This is a genomic window from Pseudomonas sp. PA-7-1E (assembly GCF_021605325.1).
Classification (GTDB): Bacteria; Pseudomonadota; Gammaproteobacteria; order Pseudomonadales; family Pseudomonadaceae; genus Aquipseudomonas; species Aquipseudomonas fluorescens_BV.
This window is the reverse complement of record NZ_WKFA01000004.1, coordinates 1-20,074: the sequence shown is the minus strand read 5'-3', so window position 1 is coordinate 20,074 and position 20,074 is coordinate 1. Positions and strand designations below refer to the sequence as shown.

Sequence of the window (20,074 nt, the reverse complement as noted above, 5' to 3'; positions counted from 1 at the left end):
TGTCGATAATGCAAAAGTTGGGTAAAACGGCCGCGAGTCTAGCACGCCCCCGCCTGCTAAACTGCCCGGCTACGCCAAGGTGCCAAGAGAATCAAGCCATGCAAAACCCACAGAACCTGATTTGGATCGATCTGGAAATGACCGGTCTGAACCCCGACACCGACGTCATCATCGAGATGGCGACCATTGTCACCGACAGCAACCTCAACACCTTGGCCGAAGGCCCGGTGATCGCCATCCACCACAGCGACGCCGTACTCGCCACCATGGACGAGTGGAACACCCGCACCCACGGTAACTCCGGGCTGACCCAGCGCGTGCGCGACAGCCGCATCAGCATGGCCGAAGCCGAGGCCGAAACTATCGCCTTCCTGGAAAAATGGGTGCCCAAGGGCAAGTCGCCAATCTGCGGCAATAGCATCTGCCAGGATCGTCGCTTCCTTTATACGCACATGAAGGGGCTGGAAAGTTACTTCCACTACCGCAACCTGGACGTGTCGACCTTGAAGGAACTGGCTGCGCGTTGGGCGCCGGAAGTCAAAGACAGCTTCCATAAAGGCAGCACGCACCTGGCGCTGGACGATATTCGTGAGTCGATTGCCGAGTTGCAGCATTACCGCAAGCATTTCATCAAGGCTTGATTCTGCGGCGCCAGTGAGTGCGCCATCGCAGGCAAGCCAGCTCCCACATTTGACTGCATTCGCAAATTCAAAGTGTGGGAGCTGGCTTGCCTGCGATACAGGCGACGCGGTTTATCGCCAAGCGCCCCCTTTTGGTGCCCTCGGCAAATGATTAGACTGCCGGCCTCTCTGTCAGGATCGCCATCATGTTGCTGATGCTCTACCTCGTCGCCATCACCGCCGAAGCCATGACTGGCGCCCTGTCCGCGGGTCGGCGTGGCATGGACTGGTTTGGCGTGGTGCTGATCGCTTGCGTGACAGCCCTGGGCGGCGGTTCGGTGCGCGATGTGTTGCTCGGCCACTACCCGCTGACCTGGGTCAAACACCCGGAATACTTGGTGCTGACCTCTGTCGCGGCGCTGGTGACGATCTTTATCGCACCGCTGATGCGCCACCTGCGCTCGCTGTTCCTGGCGCTGGATGCGGTGGGGTTGGTGGCCTTCACCCTGATCGGCTGCATGACCGCCCTGGAAATGGGCCACGGCATGTTGGTGGCGTCGGTCAGCGGGGTCATCACCGGGGTATTCGGCGGCATCCTGCGGGATATCTTCTGTAACGACATCCCGCTGATCTTCCGCCGCGAGCTGTATGCCAGCGTGTCGTTCCTGGCTGCCTGGTTCTACTTGCTGTGCCTGTACCTGAAGCTGCCCAGCGAGCAAGCGATTCTGCTGACGCTGTTCAGTGGCTTCCTGTTACGCCTGCTGGCGATCCGGTTTCACTGGGAGATGCCCAAGTTCGTCTACAACGACGATGTGCACTAGCGCGCAGCGTGTTGCTCCAGCGCCCATTCCACGTGTTCGCGTACCAACTCCGACGGGTAGTCCCGCCGCGCCTTCAAGGCTTCCAGTACCGGAATGCTCGACGGCGCATTACCCAGGCCCACCGCCAGGTTGCGTAACCAGCGCTCGTAACCGGCGCGGCGCAGGGGTGAGCCCTCGGTGCTGCTGAGGAATTTATCCTCGTCCCACATAAACAATTCGGCCAGTTCAGCGTTATCCAGATTGTGCCGTGGCTTGAAATCGCTTTCGGCGGTAGGTCGAGCGAAACGATTCCACGGGCAAACGATCTGACAGTCATCGCAGCCAAATACCCGGTTACCAATCAGTGGGCGCAGGTCTTCGGGGATAGCGCTCTTGAGTTCGATGGTCAGGTACGAAATGCAGCGTCGCGCGTCCAGCACGTAAGGGCCGACGAAGGCGTTGGTGGGGCAGATGTCCAGACACGCCGTGCAGCGGCCGCAGTGCTCGGTGGTGTGGGGTGGGTCTACCGGCAACGGTAGATCGACAAACAGTTCGCTCAGGAAGAAATAACTGCCGGCCTTGCGGTTGAGAACCAGGGTGTTTTTACCGATCCAGCCCAGGCCCGCTTGCTCGGCAATGGCTTTTTCCAGGACGGGCGCGCTGTCGACGAAGGCGCGAAAGCCGAACGGCCCGATCTGCGCCTGGATGCGGTCGGCCAGTTGCTGCACGCGCTTGCGGATCAGCTTGTGGTAATCGCGGCCCAGGGCGTAGCGCGAGATGTAGGCTTTTTCTGGTTGGGCCAGCAATTGCGCCATCTGGGTGTCGCCAGGCAGGTAGTCCATGCGCAGTGAAACCACGCGCAAGGTGCCGGGCACCAGCTCGTCCGGGTGGGAGCGTTTGCTGCCGTGGGCGCCCATGTACTCCATCTCGCCGTGGTAACCCGCGTCGAGCCAGCGTTGCAGGTGCTGTTCATGCTCAGCCAGGTCGAGGCCGCTGATGCCCACTTGTTGAAAGCCCAGCTCGCGACCCCAGTCTTTGATCGATTGGGCTAGGGCGGGCAGATCGGAGGTAATAGCAGGCATGAGACACGGGAAACCACAGGTTAGATGCGTATAATTCTGCCAGACATCGGAGCTTGAAGACGCATGCCTCAGACAAAACACCCAATTACCGACGTTCAGCTGTTGTTGCCCGGCCATTTGCCGCAACTGGCTGCGCGTTCCCCGGACGCCCATAAGGGCCAGTTCGGCCACCTGTTGGTCATCGGTGGTGACCGTGGCTTTGGCGGCGCAGCGTTGCTGAGCAGCGAAAGTGCCCTGCGCAGCGGCGCCGGCATGGTCTCGCTGGCGACGCGGCCGGAACACGTGCCGGCCGCTCTGGCTCGGCTGCCGGAGGTCATGGCCGTCGGCGTGAGCTCGGCCAACCAGTTGATGGGCCTGCTGGAAAAAATCTCGGTGATCGTCATTGGCCCAGGCCTGGGCGATGCCGCCTGGGGCAAGAGCCTGTTGTCGGTCGCGGCCAATGCCAGCCTGCCGCAGGTGTGGGATGCCGACGCGCTCAATCAACTGGCCACTGGCAGCGTCGAGCTGCCGGCCAACTGTGTGATTACCCCGCATCCGGGCGAAGCTGCGCGTTTGTTGGGGCTATCGACAGCCGAGGTTCAGGCAGATCGCCTTAAGGTGGCGCGCGCGTTGAGTCAGAAATTCAATGCAGTGGCTATCCTCAAGGGTGCTGGCAGTTTGATTGCCAGCCCGGATGGACGGCTTGCCCGTTGTGATCAAGGCCACCCGGCAATGGCGGCGGCGGGGCTCGGTGATGTCTTGGCCGGCCTGGTCGGGGCACTATTGGCTCAGGGGATGCTCGCGTACGAAGCGAGCTGCCTGGCCGTGTGGTTGCACGCGACCGCCGGATACCTCCAGGGCAGTTTTGGTCGCGGCTTGGCTGCCAGCGACCTGATCCCCGCCATTCGTCAATTGCTGGAGGAGCAGTCGCCGTGCCTGAAGTAATTCTTTTCCTGGCAGATGAAGAGGCCATGGTCGCGTTGGGCCAGCGTATTTCACAGGTCACGCAAGGGGCCGGGTTGATCTTTCTCGAGGGTGATTTGGGCGCAGGCAAAACCACACTGTCCCGAGGGATTATTCGCGGCCTTGGCCATACCGGCGCGGTAAAAAGCCCGACCTTCACGTTGGTCGAGCCCTACGAGATCGGCGACGTGCGTGCTTTCCACTTCGACCTCTATCGCCTGGTCGATCCGGAAGAGTTGGAGTTCATGGGCATCCGTGATTACTTCGACGATGATGCGCTGTGCCTGATCGAGTGGCCAAATAAAGGCACAGGCTTTTTGCCAAAGCCGGACCTGACCATTACCATTACGCCGCATGAGCACGGACGTCAGCTGAAGTTGTTGCCCCAGAGCCCACGCGCTGAGTCGTGGTGTGCTGCTCTGGCATTGGAATTCAAATAATTGGTGGGGTTAGGTATGCGCTTTCGCGCGTTGGTTGCTGTCGTGGGGGTGTTGCTTGCGGCAATGACTGTCAATGCTCTGGCTGCTTCACAGGTGAAAAGTGTTCGCCTGTGGCGAGCGCCGGATAACACGCGACTGGTGTTCGACCTGTCTGGCCCGGTCCAGCACAGCGTCTTTACCTTGACGGCGCCTGATCGCCTGGTGATCGATATCAACGGTGCCAGCCTGGCCGCGCCGCTGAAAGTCTCCACCGCCAACACGCCCATCACCGCCATGCGCTCTGCCCAGCGTACGCCGACCGACCTGCGTGTGGTCATTGACCTGAAAAAGGCCGTGACCCCCAAAAGCTTCTCCCTGGCCCCCAACGCCCAGTACGGCAACCGCCTGGTGGTCGACCTGTTCGACAACCCCGCCGACGCCGCACCGCCGCCTGCGCCAACGCCAAGCGTGGCGACGGTGCCTGCGGTGCCGGTCAACCCTTCGCAACCCCAGGTCAAGCTGCCACCGCCGCCGCCTGCACCGGCAGGCAAGCGCGACATTATCGTGGTGATCGACGCCGGCCACGGTGGCGAAGACCCGGGGGCTTCCGGCTCACGGGGCCAGCACGAGAAGGACGTGGTACTGGCCATCGCTCGTGAGCTGCAACGCCAGGTCAATGGCATGAAAGGCTACCGCGCCGAGCTGACCCGTACCGGTGACTACTTCATTCCGTTGCGTGGCCGTACCGAAATTGCCCGTAAGAAGGGCGCTGACCTGTTCGTGTCCATTCACGCCGACGCCGCGCCTTCAACCGCTGCCTTTGGCGCCTCGGTATTTGCCCTGTCGGATCGCGGCGCTACCTCCGAGACTGCGCGCTGGCTGGCCGACAGTGAAAACCGTTCCGACTTGATCGGCGGGGCCGGCAACGTGTCCCTTGATGACAAGGACAAGATGCTCGCAGGCGTACTGCTCGACCTGTCGATGACCGCCTCGCTGACCTCCAGCCTCAACGTGGGCCAGAAAGTCCTGAGCAATATCGGCCGCGTGACCTCGCTGCACAAGCAGCGCGTAGAACAAGCCGGGTTCATGGTGTTGAAATCGCCGGATATCCCGTCGATCCTGGTGGAAACCGGGTTTATCTCCAACGCCAACGAAGCGTCGAAACTGGCCAGCGCCAGCCACCAGCAAGCGCTGGCGCGCTCGATCAGCGCCGGCGTGCGCCAGTTCTTCCAGCAGAACCCGCCGCCGGGCACCTACATCGCCTGGCTGCGTGACTCCGGCAAAATCGCCCAGGGCCCGCGTGACCATCGTGTGCAACCCGGTGATACCGTTGCCATGCTGGCGGTCCGTTTCCAGGTCACGCCTGCAGCCTTGCGCAGCGCCAATAACCTGAAAACCGACGAGTTGAAGATCGGCCAGGTGTTGACCATCCCCGGCACCTCATTGGCGGCGCAGTGATGAGCGAATCCACCTTGAACAGCGGCTCGCGCATTGAATTGCTCAGCCCGCGCCTTGCCAACCAGATCGCTGCGGGTGAGGTGGTTGAGCGCCCGGCGTCGGTAATCAAGGAGTTGCTGGAAAACAGCATCGACTCCGGCGCCAAACGCATTGATGTCGATGTGGAGCAGGGCGGCGTCAAGCTGCTGCGGGTACGTGACGATGGCAGTGGCATCTCTTCGGATGACCTGCCCCTGGCCCTGGCCCGTCACGCCACCAGCAAGATCCGCGACCTGGAAGACCTGGAGCGGGTCATGAGCCTGGGCTTTCGTGGTGAGGCCCTGGCCTCCATCAGCTCCGTGGCCCGCCTGACCCTGACCTCCCGCACCCGCAGCGCCGAGCAGGCCTGGCAGGTGGAAACCGAAGGCCGCGACATGGCGCCTCGGGTCCAGCCTGCGGCGCATCCGGTGGGCACCTCGGTGGAAGTGCGCGACCTGTTCTTCAATACCCCGGCGCGGCGCAAGTTCCTCAAGGCCGAAAAAACCGAATTCGATCACCTGCAAGAAGTCATCAAGCGCCTGGCCTTGGCGCGTTTCGATGTGGCCTTTCACCTGCGCCACAATGGCAAGACCATCCTCAGCCTGCACGAAGCCAACGACGACGCCGCGCGTGCTCGGCGGGTGGCAGCGGTGTGTGGCAGCGGGTTCCTGGAACAGGCGCTGCCGATTGAGATCGAGCGCAATGGCTTGAGGTTGTGGGGCTGGGTCGGGTTGCCGACGTTCTCCCGCAGCCAGGCCGACTTACAGTATTTTTTTGTGAACGGCCGGGCGGTCCGCGACAAACTGGTGGCCCATGCGGTACGCCAGGCTTATCGCGATGTGCTGTTCAACGGGCGACACCCGACCTTTGTACTGTTCTTTGAGGTTGACCCTTCGGTGGTCGACGTCAATGTGCACCCGACCAAGCATGAGGTGCGCTTCCGTGACGGGCGCATGGTGCATGACTTCCTGTATGGCACGCTGCACCGTGCCCTGGGTGATGTGCGCCCGGATGATCAATTGTCGGCGCCGATCGTCACCGCGGTGGTGCGCCCGAGCGGTCCCGAGGCCGGTGAGTTCGGGCCGCAAGGTGAAATGAGCCTGGCGGCCAACCTGCTGCAATCGCCGCAGGCGCAGCCAGCCTACACGGCGCCGAATTCGGGTGCCGGTGCGGGTTATCAGTACCAATACACACCGCGCCCGCAATCGACGGCGCCGGTGGCCGAAGCCCAGGCGGCGTACCGTGAGTTTTTCGCGCCGTTGCCGGGTGCCGAGCCGGGTGCTGCTGTGGCGTTGCCCGAAGGCGGCGGTGATATTCCGCCGCTGGGCTATGCCCTGGCGCAGCTCAAAGGCATTTATATCCTCGCCGAAAACGCCCATGGCCTGGTGCTGGTGGACATGCACGCTGCCCATGAACGGATCATGTACGAGCGCCTGAAGATCGCCATGGCCAGCGAAGGCCTCAGCGGCCAGCCGCTGCTGGTGCCCGAATCCCTGGCGGTGAGCCAGCGTGAAGCCGACTGCGCAGAAGAACATCACAGTGTGTTCCAGAAGCTGGGCTTCGAACTGCAACGCCTGGGCCCGGAAACCCTGGCGATCCGCCAGATTCCCGCGCTGCTCAAGCAGGCCGAGGCCAACCGCCTGGTGGCCGACGTACTGGCAGACCTGATGGAGTACGGCACCAGTGACCGTATCCAGGCGCATATCAACGAATTGCTCGGCACCATGGCCTGCCACGGCGCCATCCGCGCCAACCGCCGCCTGGCCCTGCCGGAAATGAACGGCCTGCTGCGCGACATGGAAAACACCGAGCGCAGCGGCCAATGCAACCATGGCCGACCGACCTGGACCCAGATGGGCCTGGATGATTTGGACAAACTGTTCTTGCGCGGCCGCTGATGAGTGCCTTGCCCCCCGCCATTTTCCTGATGGGCCCCACGGCCGCCGGCAAGACCGACCTGGCCATCGAGCTGACCAAGGTGCTGCCCTGTGAGTTGATCAGCGTCGACTCTGCCCTGGTTTACCGGGACATGGATATCGGTACGGCCAAGCCGTCGAAGGCGCTGTTGGCCCAATATCCGCACAAGTTGATCGACATCATCGACCCCGCGCAGAGCTATTCGGCGGCGGACTTTCGCACCGACGCCCTGGCGGCCATGGCCGAGATCACCGCGCGCGGCAATATCCCGCTGCTGGTGGGCGGCACCATGCTCTATTACAAGGCGTTGCAGGAAGGCTTGGCCGATATGCCGCCTGCCGATGCCCAGGTGCGCGCCGAACTTGAAGATGAGGCTGCGCGCCTTGGCTGGCAGGCCCTTCACGACCAGTTGGCGGCGGTAGACCCGGTGTCTGCGGAACGTATTCACCCCAATGACCCCCAGCGGCTCACACGCGCCCTGGAAGTCTGGCGCGTCAGTGGCCAGACCATGACTGAACATCGCCTGAAACAAACTGCGCAAAGTACTGATGCAGGCGCATCTGGACAGTCACAATTGCCCTATACTGTGGCGAATCTGGCCATCGCTCCGGCAAACCGCCAGGTGTTGCATGAACGAATTGCACAAAGATTCACAATAATGTTGGAACAGGGGTTTGTGGACGAGGTCGTAGCATTGCGTTCAAGAGGCGACCTGCATGCAGGGCTGCCTTCGATACGTGCTGTAGGCTACCGCCAAGTCTGGGATCATCTGGATGGCAAGCTGACGTCCGCCGAAATGCAGGAGCGCGGCATCATTGCCACGCGCCAATTGGCGAAGCGCCAGTTCACCTGGCTGCGCAGCTGGAGCGATTTGCACTGGTTGGACAGCCTGGACAGCGACAATCTGTCACGCGCCTTGAAATACTTGGGAACGGTCTCCATATTGAGCTGAGTCCTTGCAATTGCCGTCTATCCTTGGGGGTGTGACGGCCATAAGCTATCTATTTTCCGATTTTTTATTATTGATCCTTAAAGGAGTGCGGCACATGTCAAAAGGGCATTCGCTACAAGACCCTTACTTGAATACTTTACGTAAAGAGAAAGTTGGGGTTTCCATCTATCTGGTCAACGGCATCAAGCTGCAAGGTACGATCGAGTCGTTCGACCAATTCGTTATCCTGCTGAAAAACACCGTCAGCCAGATGGTTTACAAGCACGCTATCTCGACAGTCGTTCCAGTTCGTCCAATCCGTCTGCCTAGCGCAGCAGGTGATGAACAGGGTGACGCTGAGCCAGGTAACGCCTGATAGGAGTCTCCTTTGTTCTTTGAGCGCCACGGTGGTGGTGAGCGAGTAATCCTCGTTCACTTGGATGGACAGGACCCTGAGGCGCGCGAAGATCCGCAGGAGTTTCAGGAGTTGGCAAATTCGGCCGGCGCCGAGACCGTTGCGTTTTTTAACGTGCCGCGTCATCGGCCAACCGCCAAATACCTGATTGGCAGCGGCAAGGTCGAGGAACTGCGCGACCTGGTTCATGCCGAAGAAGCCGATCTGGTGATCTTCAATCACACCCTCACGCCCAGTCAGGAACGTAACCTCGAACGTGTTTTCGAGTGTCGCGTGATCGACCGTACCGGTCTGATTCTCGATATTTTCGCCCAACGCGCCCGCACCCATGAAGGTAAGCTCCAGGTTGAACTGGCCCAGCTTGACCACATGAGCACGCGCCTGGTTCGCGGCTGGACTCACCTTGAGCGTCAGGGTGGCGGTATCGGCATGCGTGGCCCGGGTGAAACCCAGCTGGAAACCGACCGGCGTCTGCTGCGGGTTCGCCTGCGCCAGATCAAGGGCCGCCTGGAAAAAGTGCGCAGCCAGCGTGAACAGTCGCGACGTGGCCGTTCCCGTGCGGATATCCCGACCGTGTCCCTGGTGGGGTACACCAACGCCGGCAAGTCCACGTTGTTCAATAACGTGACCAAGTCGGATGTGTACGCGGCCGACCAACTGTTCGCCACCCTCGACCCGACCCTGCGGCGTCTGGACATCGACGACCTGGGGCCGATTGTGCTGGCCGATACTGTGGGTTTCATTCGTCACCTGCCCCACAAGCTCGTCGAGGCATTTCGGTCTACGCTCGAAGAGTCGAGCAATTCCGACCTGCTGTTGCACGTGATCGATGCGGCCGAACCGGATCGCATGTTGCAGATTGAACAGGTCATGGTGGTGCTGGGCGAGATTGGTGCCCAGGACTTGCCGATCCTCGAGGTCTATAACAAACTCGATTTGCTTGAAGGCGTTGAGCCACAGATTCAGCGCGACGAGAACGGCAAGCCCCAGCGGGTCTGGTTGTCGGCGCGAGATGGCAGTGGCTTGGAGTTGCTGGAACAAGCCATTGCCGAATTGCTCGGCAGCGATTTGTTCGTCGGCACCTTGCGCTTGCCGCAGCGTTTTGCTCGACTGCGTGCACAGTTTTTCGAGTTGGGCGCGGTACAGAAAGAAGAACACGACGAAGAAGGTGTCAGCTTGCTGGCCGTTCGATTGCCACGCTCGGAACTCAATCGGCTGGTCAGCCGAGAGGGTGTTGTACCGGCAGAGTTCATCGAACAACACACTTTGCAATAAAAGCCTGAGAAAGCGGTTGTGCCGCAGTAGCAGGCATTCTGTAGCATTGGTCGGCGCGCCGTGGGTGCGTCTTTGCTTTATCAGATGGAGAGCGCTATGGCTTGGAATGAGCCGGGTGGCAACTCGAATAATCAGGATCCTTGGGGTGGTAAGCGCCGCAATAATGGCGACCGCAAGGGGCCACCGGATCTCGACGAGGCCTTCCGAAAGCTGCAGGAAAGCCTGAATGGGTTGTTCGGTGGTGGAAAAAAACGTGGTGGTGACGACGGCGGTCGCACAAGCAAGGGCGGTGGCTATGGCCTGCTGGGCCTGGGTCTTGTCGTGCTCGCTGCCGTATGGCTGTACAGCGCGGTCTACGTGGTGGACGAGCAGGAGCAAGCCGTGGTGCTGCGCTTCGGCAAGTACTACGAGACTGTCGGGCCAGGCCTGAACATCTATTTCCCGCCGATCGACAAGAAGTACATGGAGAACGTGACGCGTGAGCGTGCGTACACCAAGCAGGGCCAGATGCTGACCGAAGACGAGAACATCGTCGAAGTGCCGCTGACCGTGCAGTACAAGATCAGCAACCTGCAAGACTTCGTGCTGAACGTTGATCAGCCGGAAATCAGCCTGCAACACGCAACCGAAAGTGCCCTGCGCCACGTGGTGGGTTCCACCGCCATGGACCAGGTGCTCACCGAAGGTCGTGAGTTGATGGCCAGCGAAATCAAGGAGCGTCTGCAACGCTTCCTCGACACTTACCGCACCGGTATCACCGTTACCCAGGTGAACGTACAGAGCGCAGCGGCACCGCGTGAAGTGCAGGAAGCCTTTGACGACGTGATCCGTGCACGTGAAGACGAGCAGCGTTCGCGCAACCAGGCTGAAACCTATGCCAACGGCGTTGTGCCGGAAGCCCGTGGTCAGGCCCAGCGCATCCTTGAAGATGCCAACGGTTACCGCGATGAGGTGGTCTCCCGCGCCAAGGGTGAGGCAGATCGTTTCACCAAGCTGGTCGCCGAGTACCGCAAGGCTCCTGAAGTGACCCGCGAGCGTCTGTACCTGGACACCATGCAGGAAGTCTTCAGCAACACCAGCAAGGTTCTCGTGACCGGCAGCAAAGGTGGGCAGAACAACCTGCTGTACCTGCCGCTGGACAAGATGATCGAAGGTGGTCGTAGCGGCGCCAGTGCACCGTCCACCGGTTCGAATGCCGCTGCCAACGAAGCGAGCGCCCGTGCGGCCGCTGACTTGCTGCAACAGCAAACACGTACCAGGGAGAGCCGTTGATGAGCAATAAATCGCTGACCGCCCTGATTGTGGGCGTCGTCGTGGTCATCGCTGCCTGGAACTGCTTCTACATCGTCGCTCAGACCGAGCGTGCGGTGCTGCTGCAATTCGGTCGCGTGGTCCAGGCGGATGTCCAGCCGGGCCTGCATGTGAAAGTCCCCTACGTCAACCAGGTGCGCAAGTTCGACGCCCGCCTGATGACCCTGGATGCACCGACACAGCGCTTCCTGACCCTGGAAAAGAAAGCCGTGATGGTTGACGCCTACGCCAAGTGGCGCGTCAAGGATGCCGAGCGCTTCTACACCGCGACTTCCGGCCTCAAGCAGATTGCCGACGAGCGTTTGTCCCGTCGTCTGGAATCGGGCCTGCGTGACCAGTTTGGTAAGCGCACCCTGCACGAGGTGGTATCCGGTGAACGTGATGCGCTGATGGCTGACATCACCCGTTCGCTGAACACCATGGCGGAAAAAGAGCTGGGTATTGAAGTGGTCGACGTTCGCGTCAAGGCCATTGACCTGCCCAAGGAAGTGAACCGCAGCGTGTTCGAGCGTATGAGCACCGAGCGTGAGCGTGAAGCGCGTGAGCACCGCGCCAAGGGTAACGAGTTGGCTGAAGGTATCCGTGCCGATGCCGACCGTCAGCGTCGTGTACTGCTGGCAGAAGCTTATCGTGAGTCTGAAGAGGCTCGTGGTGACGGCGATGCTCAAGCCGCGGCGATCTACGCCAAGGCCTACGGCCAGGACCAGGAGTTCTACGCGTTCTACCGTAGCCTGCGCGCTTACCGTGAAAGCTTCGCGAACAAAACCGACGTACTGGTGTTGGACCCAAGCAGCGACTTCTTCCGCTACCTGGAAAAGTCCAAGTAACCAGCCCGTGATTCTGTAAGGCGCACTCCGTCGGGCGGCTAAAATGCCTGGCGGGGTGATCCTTTCAGAAAACGGGTGTATGATGCGGCAGCCGGGAAATTCCCGGCTTTTTTGCGTCTGCATGTTTGATTCGGCAGGCGTGACAGGTTTTTCGAGGAAAGTGCCCGACGAGGCCGTTTGCAGGCCGTTCGTCACGTCGCTCTTGCGCGTGGTTTATGCAAGGGGCGGGTATTTTCTGCTTCACTCAAGGCTCGGCCGAGGGCTGGCCGCCCGGATCAAAGGGGAATGGCGTAATGGCAACGGTAGACCGCTGGCTGCTGCCAGATGGCATCGAAGAAGTACTGCCACCAGAAGCTGCGCGCATTGAAGTAGCGCGTCGCCAGGTGTTGGATCTGTTCCAGAGCTGGGGTTACGAGTTTGTCGTGACTCCCCATATCGAGTACCTGGAATCCCTGCTGACCGGCGCGGGCCAGGACCTGGATCTGCGCACCTTCAAGGTCATCGACCCGCAATCGGGCCGGCAAATGGGGTTCCGTGCCGACATCACGCCACAAGTGGCGCGCATCGATGCGCACACCCTGCGTCGTGAAGGCCCGAGCCGTCTGTGCTACGCCGGCAGCGTACTGCATGCCCAGCCGCGCGCGTTGTCGTCTTCCCGTAGCCCGATCCAGTTGGGCGCCGAGTTGTACGGCGACGCCAGCCCGAGCAGCGATGTGGAAGTGATCAGCCTGATGCTGGCCATGCTGCAACTGGCGGATGTGCCGGACGTGCACATGGACCTGGGCCACGTCGGTATCTACCGTGGCCTGGCGCGTGCTGCCGGGTTGTCCGGTGAAGTGGAGCAACAGTTGTTCGATGCCCTGCAGCGCAAGGCGATCGATGAAGTGATCGCTCTCACCGAGGGTGTGCCTGCTGAGCTGGCTGGCATGCTGCGGGCGCTGGTAGACCTGTGCGGCGGCCGTGAAGTGCTGGTGGCTGCGCGTGAGCGCCTGGCCAATGCGCCGGCACCGGTATTGGCAGCACTGGACGATGTGCTGGCAATTGCCGAGCGCCTGTCGGCACGGTTCCCGGAGCTGCCGCTGTATTTTGATCTGGGTGAATTGCGCGGCTACCACTACCACACCGGTGTGGTGTTCGCGGTATTCGTCCCGGGTGTTGGCCAGGCCATCGCCCAAGGTGGTCGCTATGACGATATCGGCGCCGACTTCGGTCGTGCGCGTCCGGCCACTGGTTTTTCCACCGATTTGAAAACCCTGGTGACCCTGGGGCGTGCTGAGGTCGAGCTGCCGTCTGGTGGCATCTGGATGCCCGACAGTACGGACGCAGCGCTCTGGCAGCAGGTTTGCCAGTTACGCCGTGAGGGTCAGCGTGTAGTCCAGGCCTTGCCTGGGCAGCCATTGGCCGCCGCCCGTGAAGCGGACTGCGACCGGCAATTGATTCAGCAGAACGGGCTTTGGCAAGTATCGCCACTGGCTTCTTGAGTTTTCCTGCCGGCCATCGCCGGCACCAAGTTTGCGCGAATGAGGACAAGTGTTATGGGTAAGAATGTCGTAGTCCTGGGCACCCAATGGGGTGATGAGGGCAAAGGCAAGATCGTTGATCTGCTGACCGAACATGCTGCCGCCGTAGTGCGCTACCAAGGTGGCCACAACGCTGGCCACACCCTGGTCATCGATGGCGAAAAAACCGTCTTGCACCTGATCCCGTCGGGTGTTCTGCGCGAAGGCGTGCAGTGCCTGATCGGCAACGGCGTGGTGGTTGCGCCTGACGCCCTGCTGCGCGAGATCACCAAGCTGGAAGAAAAAGGCGTACCGGTGCGCGAGCGCCTGCGTATCAGCCCGTCCTGCCCGCTGATCCTGTCCTTCCACGTTGCGCTGGACCAGGCCCGTGAAAAGGCGCGTGGCGAGCTGAAGATCGGCACCACCGGTCGCGGCATCGGCCCGGCCTACGAAGACAAGGTTGCACGTCGTGGCCTGCGTGTGGGCGACCTGCTCAACATGCCGCGCTTTGAAGACAAGCTGCGTGAACTTGTGGATTACCACAACTTCATGCTGGTCGGTTACTACAAAGAGCCAGCCATCGAGTTTGAAAAGACCCTGGCCGAGTGCAAGGAATACGCTGAGCTGCTCAAGCCGCTGATGCTGGACGTGACGGCCGAGCTGCACGACCTGCGTCGCGCTGGCAAGGACATCATGTTCGAAGGTGCCCAGGGTTCGTTGCTGGACATCGACCACGGTACCTACCCGTACGTGACCAGCTCCAACACTACTGCTGGCGGCGTTGCCACCGGCTCGGGCGTTGGCCCGATGTTCCTGGACTACATCCTGGGCATCACCAAGGCTTACACCACCCGTGTAGGTTCGGGCCCGTTCCCGACTGAGCTGTTCGACGACGTCGGCGCGCACCTGGCCAAGCAAGGCCACGAATTCGGCGCCACCACTGGCCGTGCTCGTCGTTGCGGCTGGTTCGATGCCGTTATCCTGCGTCGCGCTATCGATGTGAACAGCATCTCGGGCATCTGCCTGACCAAGCTGGACGTACTCGACGGTCTGGAAGCCATCAACATCTGCGTCGGCTACAAAGACGCCCAAGGCAACGATGTTGCCCCGACTGACGCTGACAGCTACGTGGGCCTGCAGCCTGTGTACGAAGAAGTGCCAGGCTGGACCGAATCGACCGTGGGCGCCAAGACCCTGGAAGAGCTGCCAGCCAACGCCCGCGCCTACATCAAGCGTGTGGAAGAGCTGATCGGTGCACCGATCGACATTATTTCGACGGGCCCGGACCGCAACGAGACCATCGTTCTGCGTCACCCGTTCGCGTAATAAGCTGTTGATGTGAAAAGCAAAGGGCTCCTTCGGGAGCCCTTTGTCGTTTCTGCCTGGCAAGCGGCACGACCCTTGCTGTGTTTCCCTCTTTCGAGGTGCTATCAAATTAGTGGCACCCGTGGTGGAGGGATTTCCAGTGTCTGCCGTTCTCTCGTTGTTACAAAGCCGTCTGTTGCGGCCGGTGTTCGTTACCCTTGGTATCGCTCTTTTGGTGCAAGTGCTGGTGGCCGTCGCGCTGACGCGGAGCACGGTGACGGCGCTGGAAGCCGATTTGGGCAATCGCCTGGGCATTGATAGCCAGAAGTTGTCTGGCGAACTGGCCCAAGCTGGCAAGGAAGTCACGTCCAGCCTGGACAGCCTGTCCGCCAGCACGCGCCAGCGACTGACAACTGGGCTTTCCACGCGCTTGCAGGAAGAGCAAAAGCAGTTGCGTGCGACGCTGGAAAAAGACCTGCAGGACTCCGCCAATGACATGGCGCAACTGCTGGCCTCGGTCGCGCCCCGTGCCATGTGGGACAGTGACGTGCCGACCCTTTCAGAGTTTGCCCGCCGGGCCCAGCGCAACCCCAATGTGCTGTTCGTGGTGTATGACGACGCCGCAGGCGAGCACCTGACGCGTTATCTGAACCGTGAGAACCCGATCAACCAGGCGTTGCTGGCAAAAGGCGCGGGTGAGCGTGCTCTGGATAAGGTACTGGACGCGGCCAAGACTGACCCTTCCGTGTACTACGTTGAAGCCTCCATCAGCCCCAACGGTGTGGAAATCGGCAAGGTGCGCATGGGCGTGTCGACCGCTGCGGTTGAGGCCGACCTGCAAGCCTTGGATAAGCGCTTTGCCGCGCTGATCGCCAGCGGTGATCAACTGGTGGGTGATAGCCTCAAGGGAGCCGCCGCTGACAGCGCCAACGCCATGGGCGCCCGGCTGCAATCGGCACAAGCCACTGCCACGCAAATGACGGCCAACACCGCCGCCGCCGTGCAAGACGCGGCGGGCACCCTGCGTTGGCGTATCGGCATGGGCCTGGCACTGGTGGGGCTTGGGGTATTGCTGTTGATCGCCATTGTGCTGGGGCGACGCGTGGTCAATCGCCTGAAGTTGCTGATTGCCGCGATGGATGATCTGGCGGCCGGCGAGGGCGACCTCACCAAGCGCGTGCAGATCAATAGCAAGGATGAAATCGGCGATATGGCCTCGGCGGTCAATCGCTTTGTGGATAAGTTGCAGCCCATCGTGCGCGAGGCGGGCGACGTGGCCCAGCGTACCGGTGTGGAAATCGGTGCCATGACATTGCGCAATGCTGGCGCCGATGCGGCGGCGGGCTTGCAGCGTGATGAAGTGGCCGAGAGTTTGCGCGCTTTGTCGCAAATGGCCGACGAGGCCCAGGCCGAAAGCCACGCTATGCAGGCGGCCTTGCAGCAGGTGGTGGATATTCGCCAGGCCACGGATGAAAACTCACGAACCTCGGCTGAAGTCGGTAGCTTGATCGAGGCGTTGGCGGGGCAGGTGCAGGCCGGTTCCCAGGTGATCGAACGGCTGGCGCAGCAAAGCGAGCAAATCGAGGTCGTGCTCACCGTGATTCACGGCATCGCCGAGCAAACCAACCTGCTCGCTCTCAACGCGGCCATCGAGGCGGCACGGGCTGGCGAGACTGGGCGCGGCTTTGCGGTGGTGGCCGATGAAGTGCGTGCGCTGGCGAGCAAGACTCAAAGCTCCACCGGCGATATCCAGGCGCATATCGTGGCATTGCAGCAGGGCGCGCGTGAGGCGGTGGAAACCATCGGCAAGGCGGGGCGCCAGGCCAATGAGGGCTTGCTGGTGCTGCGCGACAGCGTGCGCTTGCAGCAGACGGTGCAGGCTTCTGTGGAGCAGGTGCATGCGGCGATAGGCCTGGCGACGCGCGCGGCCGAGCATCAAGCCCTGGGCGCGCATGCGGTGCGTGGGCGCGTGGAGGTGATCCATGCCCAGGCCGAGCGTGCGGCGCAAGCGGTGGTGGAGACGACGGCCAGTGGGAAGGTGCTGGATGGGTTGGCGGCGCAGTTGAAGGCGAGCTTGGGGCAGTTCAGGGCGTGAGGTTGTCTGGACGGGCCTCATCGCAGGCAAGCCAGCTCCCACATTCAACTGCATTCCAAAGTTGGAGCGCGGTCAACTGTGGGAGCTGGCTTGCCTGCGATAGCTGTTTCAGCGGCTCAAATACATCCGCGTCGTAAGTAGATACACCGGCAACCCCGACACCAGAATCAACAACGCCGCATACGGCGCCGCCGCCGCAAATTCCACATTCGAGGTATGCGCCCAGACGGCCGTCGCCAAGGTATTCAGCCCGGTCGGGCTCAACAGCAATGTCGCCGTCAATTCCTTCATCGCATCCAGGAACACCAAGGCAAACGCCGCCCCCAGCGCCGGAAAGATAATTGGCAGCGTCACCCGGCAAAACGCACTGAAGGACGATGCGCCTAACGTGCGCGCAGCCTCTTCCAACTGTGGCGCCGCCTTGTTCAGCGCTGTACGAATCGGCGCCTGCGCCAATGGCAAAAACAGCAGCGCATAAGCAATCAGCAGCAATGCCGAGGTCTGGTACAGCGCTGGCACGTAATGCAGGGCGAAATACACCAGGGTCAACGCAATCACCAGGCCGGGCAGGGCATGCAGTAAGTACGGCAAGCGTTCGGCCCATAGCGCCAGTTGGCCTTTGTAGCGCACCACCAGCAAACCAACCGGTACTGCCAGTACCAGGCACAGTGCGGCGCCGCCCAGCGAGAGCGCCAGGGAAGACAGCAGCGCCTCACCGATCTCGGCCATCGGAAACGCTGCCGACGAACCGACTGCCAACCAATACCCGAGCATTCCCAGTGGGATGCCGCTGCCGATGATCGCTAGCGCCAGGCAATACACCTGGCCCAATGGCGTCCACTTGCCCAGTCGAACCTGCTCGGCGTGCCGCGCCGCGCCCTGGCCGATGCGCACGTGCCGGCCTTTTCCGCGTACGCGCAGTTCCAGCCATAGCAGGGTCAGGCACATCGCCAGCAGCACTGCCGAGAGCATTGCCGCATTGGCATTGCTGAATTCCAGTTCGAACTGCTGGTAGATCGCGGTGGTGAAGGTCTGCAGGCCAATGATCGACAGCGCGCCGAATTCCACCAGCATGTGCAGTGCGATCAATAGTGAGCCGGCCAGCAGCGATGGCCACAGCAGCGGCAAGGTGATGCGAAAGAACACGCCCCAGCGGTTGAGCCCCAGCGTGCGGGCCGATTCTTCCAGGGAGGGGTCAAGATTGCGTAGCGTTGCCGCCACCGGCAGAAATACCAGCGGGTATTTGGACAGGCTCATCACCAGGATCGCGCCGCCAAGCCCCTCGAACTGGGCGCTCAGCGACACCCAGGTAAAACTGCTGACGAACGCCGGCACCGCAAACGGCAGGCACAGGATCACACCCCAGATGCGCCGCCCTGGCAGGTTGCTGCGTTCCAGCAGCCAGGCCAGGGACAGGCCGATCACGCCGCAGGTCAGGGTCACGCCGACCATCAGCGCCAGGGTGTTGCGCAGCAGTCCGAACACATAAGGCCGCCACAGTAGATGCACCGCCTCCGTCCAGCCCGCCTGCCAGGCTTTGAGCCCGACGTAGGCGAGCGGCAACAGGCTCAGGCCAACCAGCAACAGCACAGGTAGCAGCAGCCAGATCGACGGGCGTTTGCGACGGGGGGTGAACCCCGCGACGGAAAGCGATGGGTTCATCAGTTCAGGCCAACGTCACGTTCCAGTTCCAGGGCTTCTTCGGCGTTACCCAGGTCTGCGGGGGTGACCTTTGGTGGCTGCAGTTCGCTGAATGGCTTGAGGCCGCGGTTCGATTCCATGCCCTTGCGCAGCGGGTATTCGGCCGAGGTGTTGGTGATCACGCGCTGGCCTTCTTCACTGGCCATGAATGCCAGCAGTTGCTGAGCTTCTTTGGGATGTTTGCTGGATTTGAGTGCGGCAGCGGAAGATACGGTGATCAGGCCGCCAGCATCACCATCGGTGAAGTAGTGCAGTTGGGAATCCAGATTGGTTTTTTCCTTTTTCAGAGCAAACCAGTAGTAGTTATTCACCAGCACGGTGGCTACTTCGCCTTTTTCCACGGCCTTGAGGGCGACCATATTGTTGCTGTACACCTTGCCGAAGGCGCGCAAGCCGGTCAGCCACTCTTCGGCAGCTTCGCGACCGTGCAGCTTGATGATTGCCACCGCTTGTTCCTGGAAGGCGCCGCTGGTGGGCACGAAGCCGACCTTGCCTTGCCACTCGGGGCCGGCGAAATCCAGGACGGATTTGGGCAGGTCCTTTTCAGCAATCAGTTTTGGGTTGAACGCCACGACACGGGTGCGTGCAGTCACGCCCATCCAGTCGCCGTTGCGGCCAACGTAATCCTTGGGCAGCACGTCCAGGGTGCTGGCATCAATTTTTGCCAACAGGCCTTGCTCGCCGAGTTTGTTCAGGGGCGGTGATTCTTCGGTGTAGATGACGTCTGCAGGGGAGCGCTCACCTTCTTCGACGACCTGGCTGGCCAGCTGGTTGCTGCTACCTTTGCGCACGTTGACGTGGATGCCGGTCTTGGCTTCGAAGGCCTTGGCGAGTTCATCGCCGACTTCTTTGTGTTGGCCGTTGTATAAGGTCAGGGAGACCTTGTCGGCAGAATGGGCGGCGGGCGAGAGCAGGGTCAGGCTGAGTAGGGTGAGGGTCAGGCCGCGCAGAAGGGATGTCTTGAGTCGATTGTCACGGATCATCATCCGAAGTGTTCCTCGCTTATGTGCAACAAATCATTGCAAGGATAAACGATAAATCTTCTCAAGTGCGGATGAGGGGAAAATCACTGGGGAAGTTTTCAAACCCCGGAAACGAAAAAACCCGCTTTCGCGGGTTTGATCTGAATTTGGTGCCCAGGAGAAGACTCGAACTTCCACGACCTTGCGATCACCAGCACCTGAAGCTGGCGTGTCTACCAATTTCACCACCTGGGCATTATCTAACAACGTTGCCGCTGTTGATGGGGCGAACTATACGGCGGGGCTTTTGATCTGTAAACCCCTGATTCGAAAAATATAAATCAATTTTTCCGTTAAAAATCAGAGGCCTGAAACGAAAAAACCCGCTTTCGCGGGTTTGATCTGAATTTGGTGCCCAGGAGAAGACTCGAACTTCCACGACCTTGCGATCACCAGCACCTGAAGCTGGCGTGTCTACCAATTTCACCACCTGGGCA

General features: G+C 61.0%; 17 protein-coding genes and 2 tRNA genes. 14 read left to right on the top strand and 5 right to left on the bottom strand.

Going from position 1 to position 20,074, the window contains the following annotated elements:
• Positions 1 to 98 precede the first annotated feature (98 nt).
• Entirely contained in the window at positions 99 to 641 is a 543-nt protein-coding gene (gene orn, locus GIW79_RS03765; protein ID WP_003171343.1) for an oligoribonuclease, read from the top strand.
• Positions 642 to 823: 182 nt separating this feature from the next.
• Positions 824 to 1,441, top strand: coding sequence for a trimeric intracellular cation channel family protein (locus GIW79_RS03760; RefSeq protein ID WP_169918769.1), 618 nt, complete (start codon positions 824 to 826; stop codon positions 1,439 to 1,441).
• On the opposite strand, the gene queG is transcribed toward GIW79_RS03760, so the two are convergent.
• Positions 1,438 to 2,502, bottom strand: coding sequence for a tRNA epoxyqueuosine(34) reductase QueG (queG, locus tag GIW79_RS03755; RefSeq protein ID WP_122301615.1), 1,065 nt, complete (start codon positions 2,500 to 2,502; stop codon positions 1,438 to 1,440). The two genes, GIW79_RS03760 and queG, sit on opposite strands and share 4 nt — an antisense overlap.
• A gap of 63 nt (positions 2,503 to 2,565) precedes the next feature.
• Here queG and GIW79_RS03750 point away from each other — a divergent pair, with 63 nt between their 5' ends.
• The 12 genes from GIW79_RS03750 (at position 2,566) to GIW79_RS03695 (ending at position 16,914) form a co-directional block, all read left to right on the top strand.
• The gene (locus tag GIW79_RS03750) at positions 2,566 to 3,426 is read left to right on the top strand and encodes an NAD(P)H-hydrate dehydratase (RefSeq protein ID WP_236452552.1); all 861 of its coding nucleotides are present in this window, start codon (positions 2,566 to 2,568) and stop codon (positions 3,424 to 3,426) included.
• Positions 3,414 to 3,884 carry a tRNA (adenosine(37)-N6)-threonylcarbamoyltransferase complex ATPase subunit type 1 TsaE gene (tsaE, locus tag GIW79_RS03745; RefSeq protein WP_014716665.1) on the top strand — a complete coding sequence of 157 codons (471 nt, stop codon included), beginning with the start codon at positions 3,414 to 3,416 and terminating at the stop codon, positions 3,882 to 3,884. The genes GIW79_RS03750 and tsaE overlap by 13 nt, the downstream gene beginning before the upstream one ends.
• Before the next feature lie 15 nt (positions 3,885 to 3,899).
• A complete protein-coding gene (locus tag GIW79_RS03740; RefSeq protein WP_003188054.1) occupies positions 3,900 to 5,321 on the top strand; it encodes an N-acetylmuramoyl-L-alanine amidase in 1,422 nt (473 codons plus the stop codon).
• Entirely contained in the window at positions 5,321 to 7,237 is a 1,917-nt protein-coding gene (gene mutL / locus GIW79_RS03735) for a DNA mismatch repair endonuclease MutL (protein ID WP_069868915.1), read from the top strand. Before GIW79_RS03740 ends, mutL begins: the two co-directional genes overlap by 1 nt.
• A complete protein-coding gene (miaA, locus tag GIW79_RS03730; protein ID WP_034125648.1) occupies positions 7,237 to 8,208 on the top strand; it encodes a tRNA (adenosine(37)-N6)-dimethylallyltransferase MiaA in 972 nt (323 codons plus the stop codon). Before mutL ends, miaA begins: the two co-directional genes overlap by 1 nt.
• 94 nt (positions 8,209 to 8,302) lie before the next feature.
• Complete coding sequence (gene hfq / locus GIW79_RS03725) at positions 8,303 to 8,563, top strand: RNA chaperone Hfq (protein ID WP_003188059.1); 261 nt, start codon at positions 8,303 to 8,305, stop codon at positions 8,561 to 8,563.
• Between the two features lie 12 nt (positions 8,564 to 8,575).
• A complete protein-coding gene (gene hflX / locus GIW79_RS03720; protein ID WP_003188061.1) occupies positions 8,576 to 9,877 on the top strand; it encodes a ribosome rescue GTPase HflX in 1,302 nt (433 codons plus the stop codon).
• Positions 9,878 to 9,973: 96 nt separating this feature from the next.
• The gene (gene hflK / locus GIW79_RS03715) at positions 9,974 to 11,149 is read left to right on the top strand and encodes an FtsH protease activity modulator HflK (RefSeq protein WP_003188062.1); all 1,176 of its coding nucleotides are present in this window, start codon (positions 9,974 to 9,976) and stop codon (positions 11,147 to 11,149) included.
• A complete protein-coding gene (hflC, locus tag GIW79_RS03710) occupies positions 11,149 to 12,015 on the top strand; it encodes a protease modulator HflC (RefSeq protein WP_003188064.1) in 867 nt (288 codons plus the stop codon). Before hflK ends, hflC begins: the two co-directional genes overlap by 1 nt.
• A 293-nt stretch (positions 12,016 to 12,308) precedes the next feature.
• On the top strand, positions 12,309 to 13,496 hold the full coding sequence (locus GIW79_RS03705) for an ATP phosphoribosyltransferase regulatory subunit (RefSeq protein WP_003188066.1): 1,188 nt from the start codon (positions 12,309 to 12,311) through the stop codon (positions 13,494 to 13,496).
• A gap of 54 nt (positions 13,497 to 13,550) precedes the next feature.
• Positions 13,551 to 14,840 carry an adenylosuccinate synthase gene (locus GIW79_RS03700; RefSeq protein ID WP_014716669.1) on the top strand — a complete coding sequence of 430 codons (1,290 nt, stop codon included), beginning with the start codon at positions 13,551 to 13,553 and terminating at the stop codon, positions 14,838 to 14,840.
• A gap of 139 nt (positions 14,841 to 14,979) precedes the next feature.
• On the top strand, positions 14,980 to 16,914 hold the full coding sequence (locus tag GIW79_RS03695) for a methyl-accepting chemotaxis protein (protein ID WP_236452550.1): 1,935 nt from the start codon (positions 14,980 to 14,982) through the stop codon (positions 16,912 to 16,914).
• Between the two features lie 108 nt (positions 16,915 to 17,022).
• Here the strand turns inward: GIW79_RS03695 and GIW79_RS03690 are convergent, their stop codons facing one another.
• The 4 genes from GIW79_RS03690 to GIW79_RS03675 all read right to left on the bottom strand — a co-directional run bounded on the left by GIW79_RS03690 (position 17,023) and on the right by GIW79_RS03675 (position 20,073).
• Positions 17,023 to 18,576: an ABC transporter permease gene (locus tag GIW79_RS03690; RefSeq protein ID WP_054896268.1), complete on the bottom strand. Its 1,554-nt coding sequence runs from the start codon at positions 18,574 to 18,576 to the stop codon at positions 17,023 to 17,025.
• Complete coding sequence (locus tag GIW79_RS03685) at positions 18,576 to 19,601, bottom strand: extracellular solute-binding protein (protein WP_198790505.1); 1,026 nt, start codon at positions 19,599 to 19,601, stop codon at positions 18,576 to 18,578. The genes GIW79_RS03690 and GIW79_RS03685 overlap by 1 nt, the downstream gene beginning before the upstream one ends.
• A gap of 144 nt (positions 19,602 to 19,745) precedes the next feature.
• A tRNA-Leu gene (locus tag GIW79_RS03680) sits at positions 19,746 to 19,832 on the bottom strand.
• 154 nt (positions 19,833 to 19,986) lie between these two features.
• Positions 19,987 to 20,073 (bottom strand) — tRNA-Leu (locus tag GIW79_RS03675).
• Position 20,074: the final 1 nt, after the last annotated feature.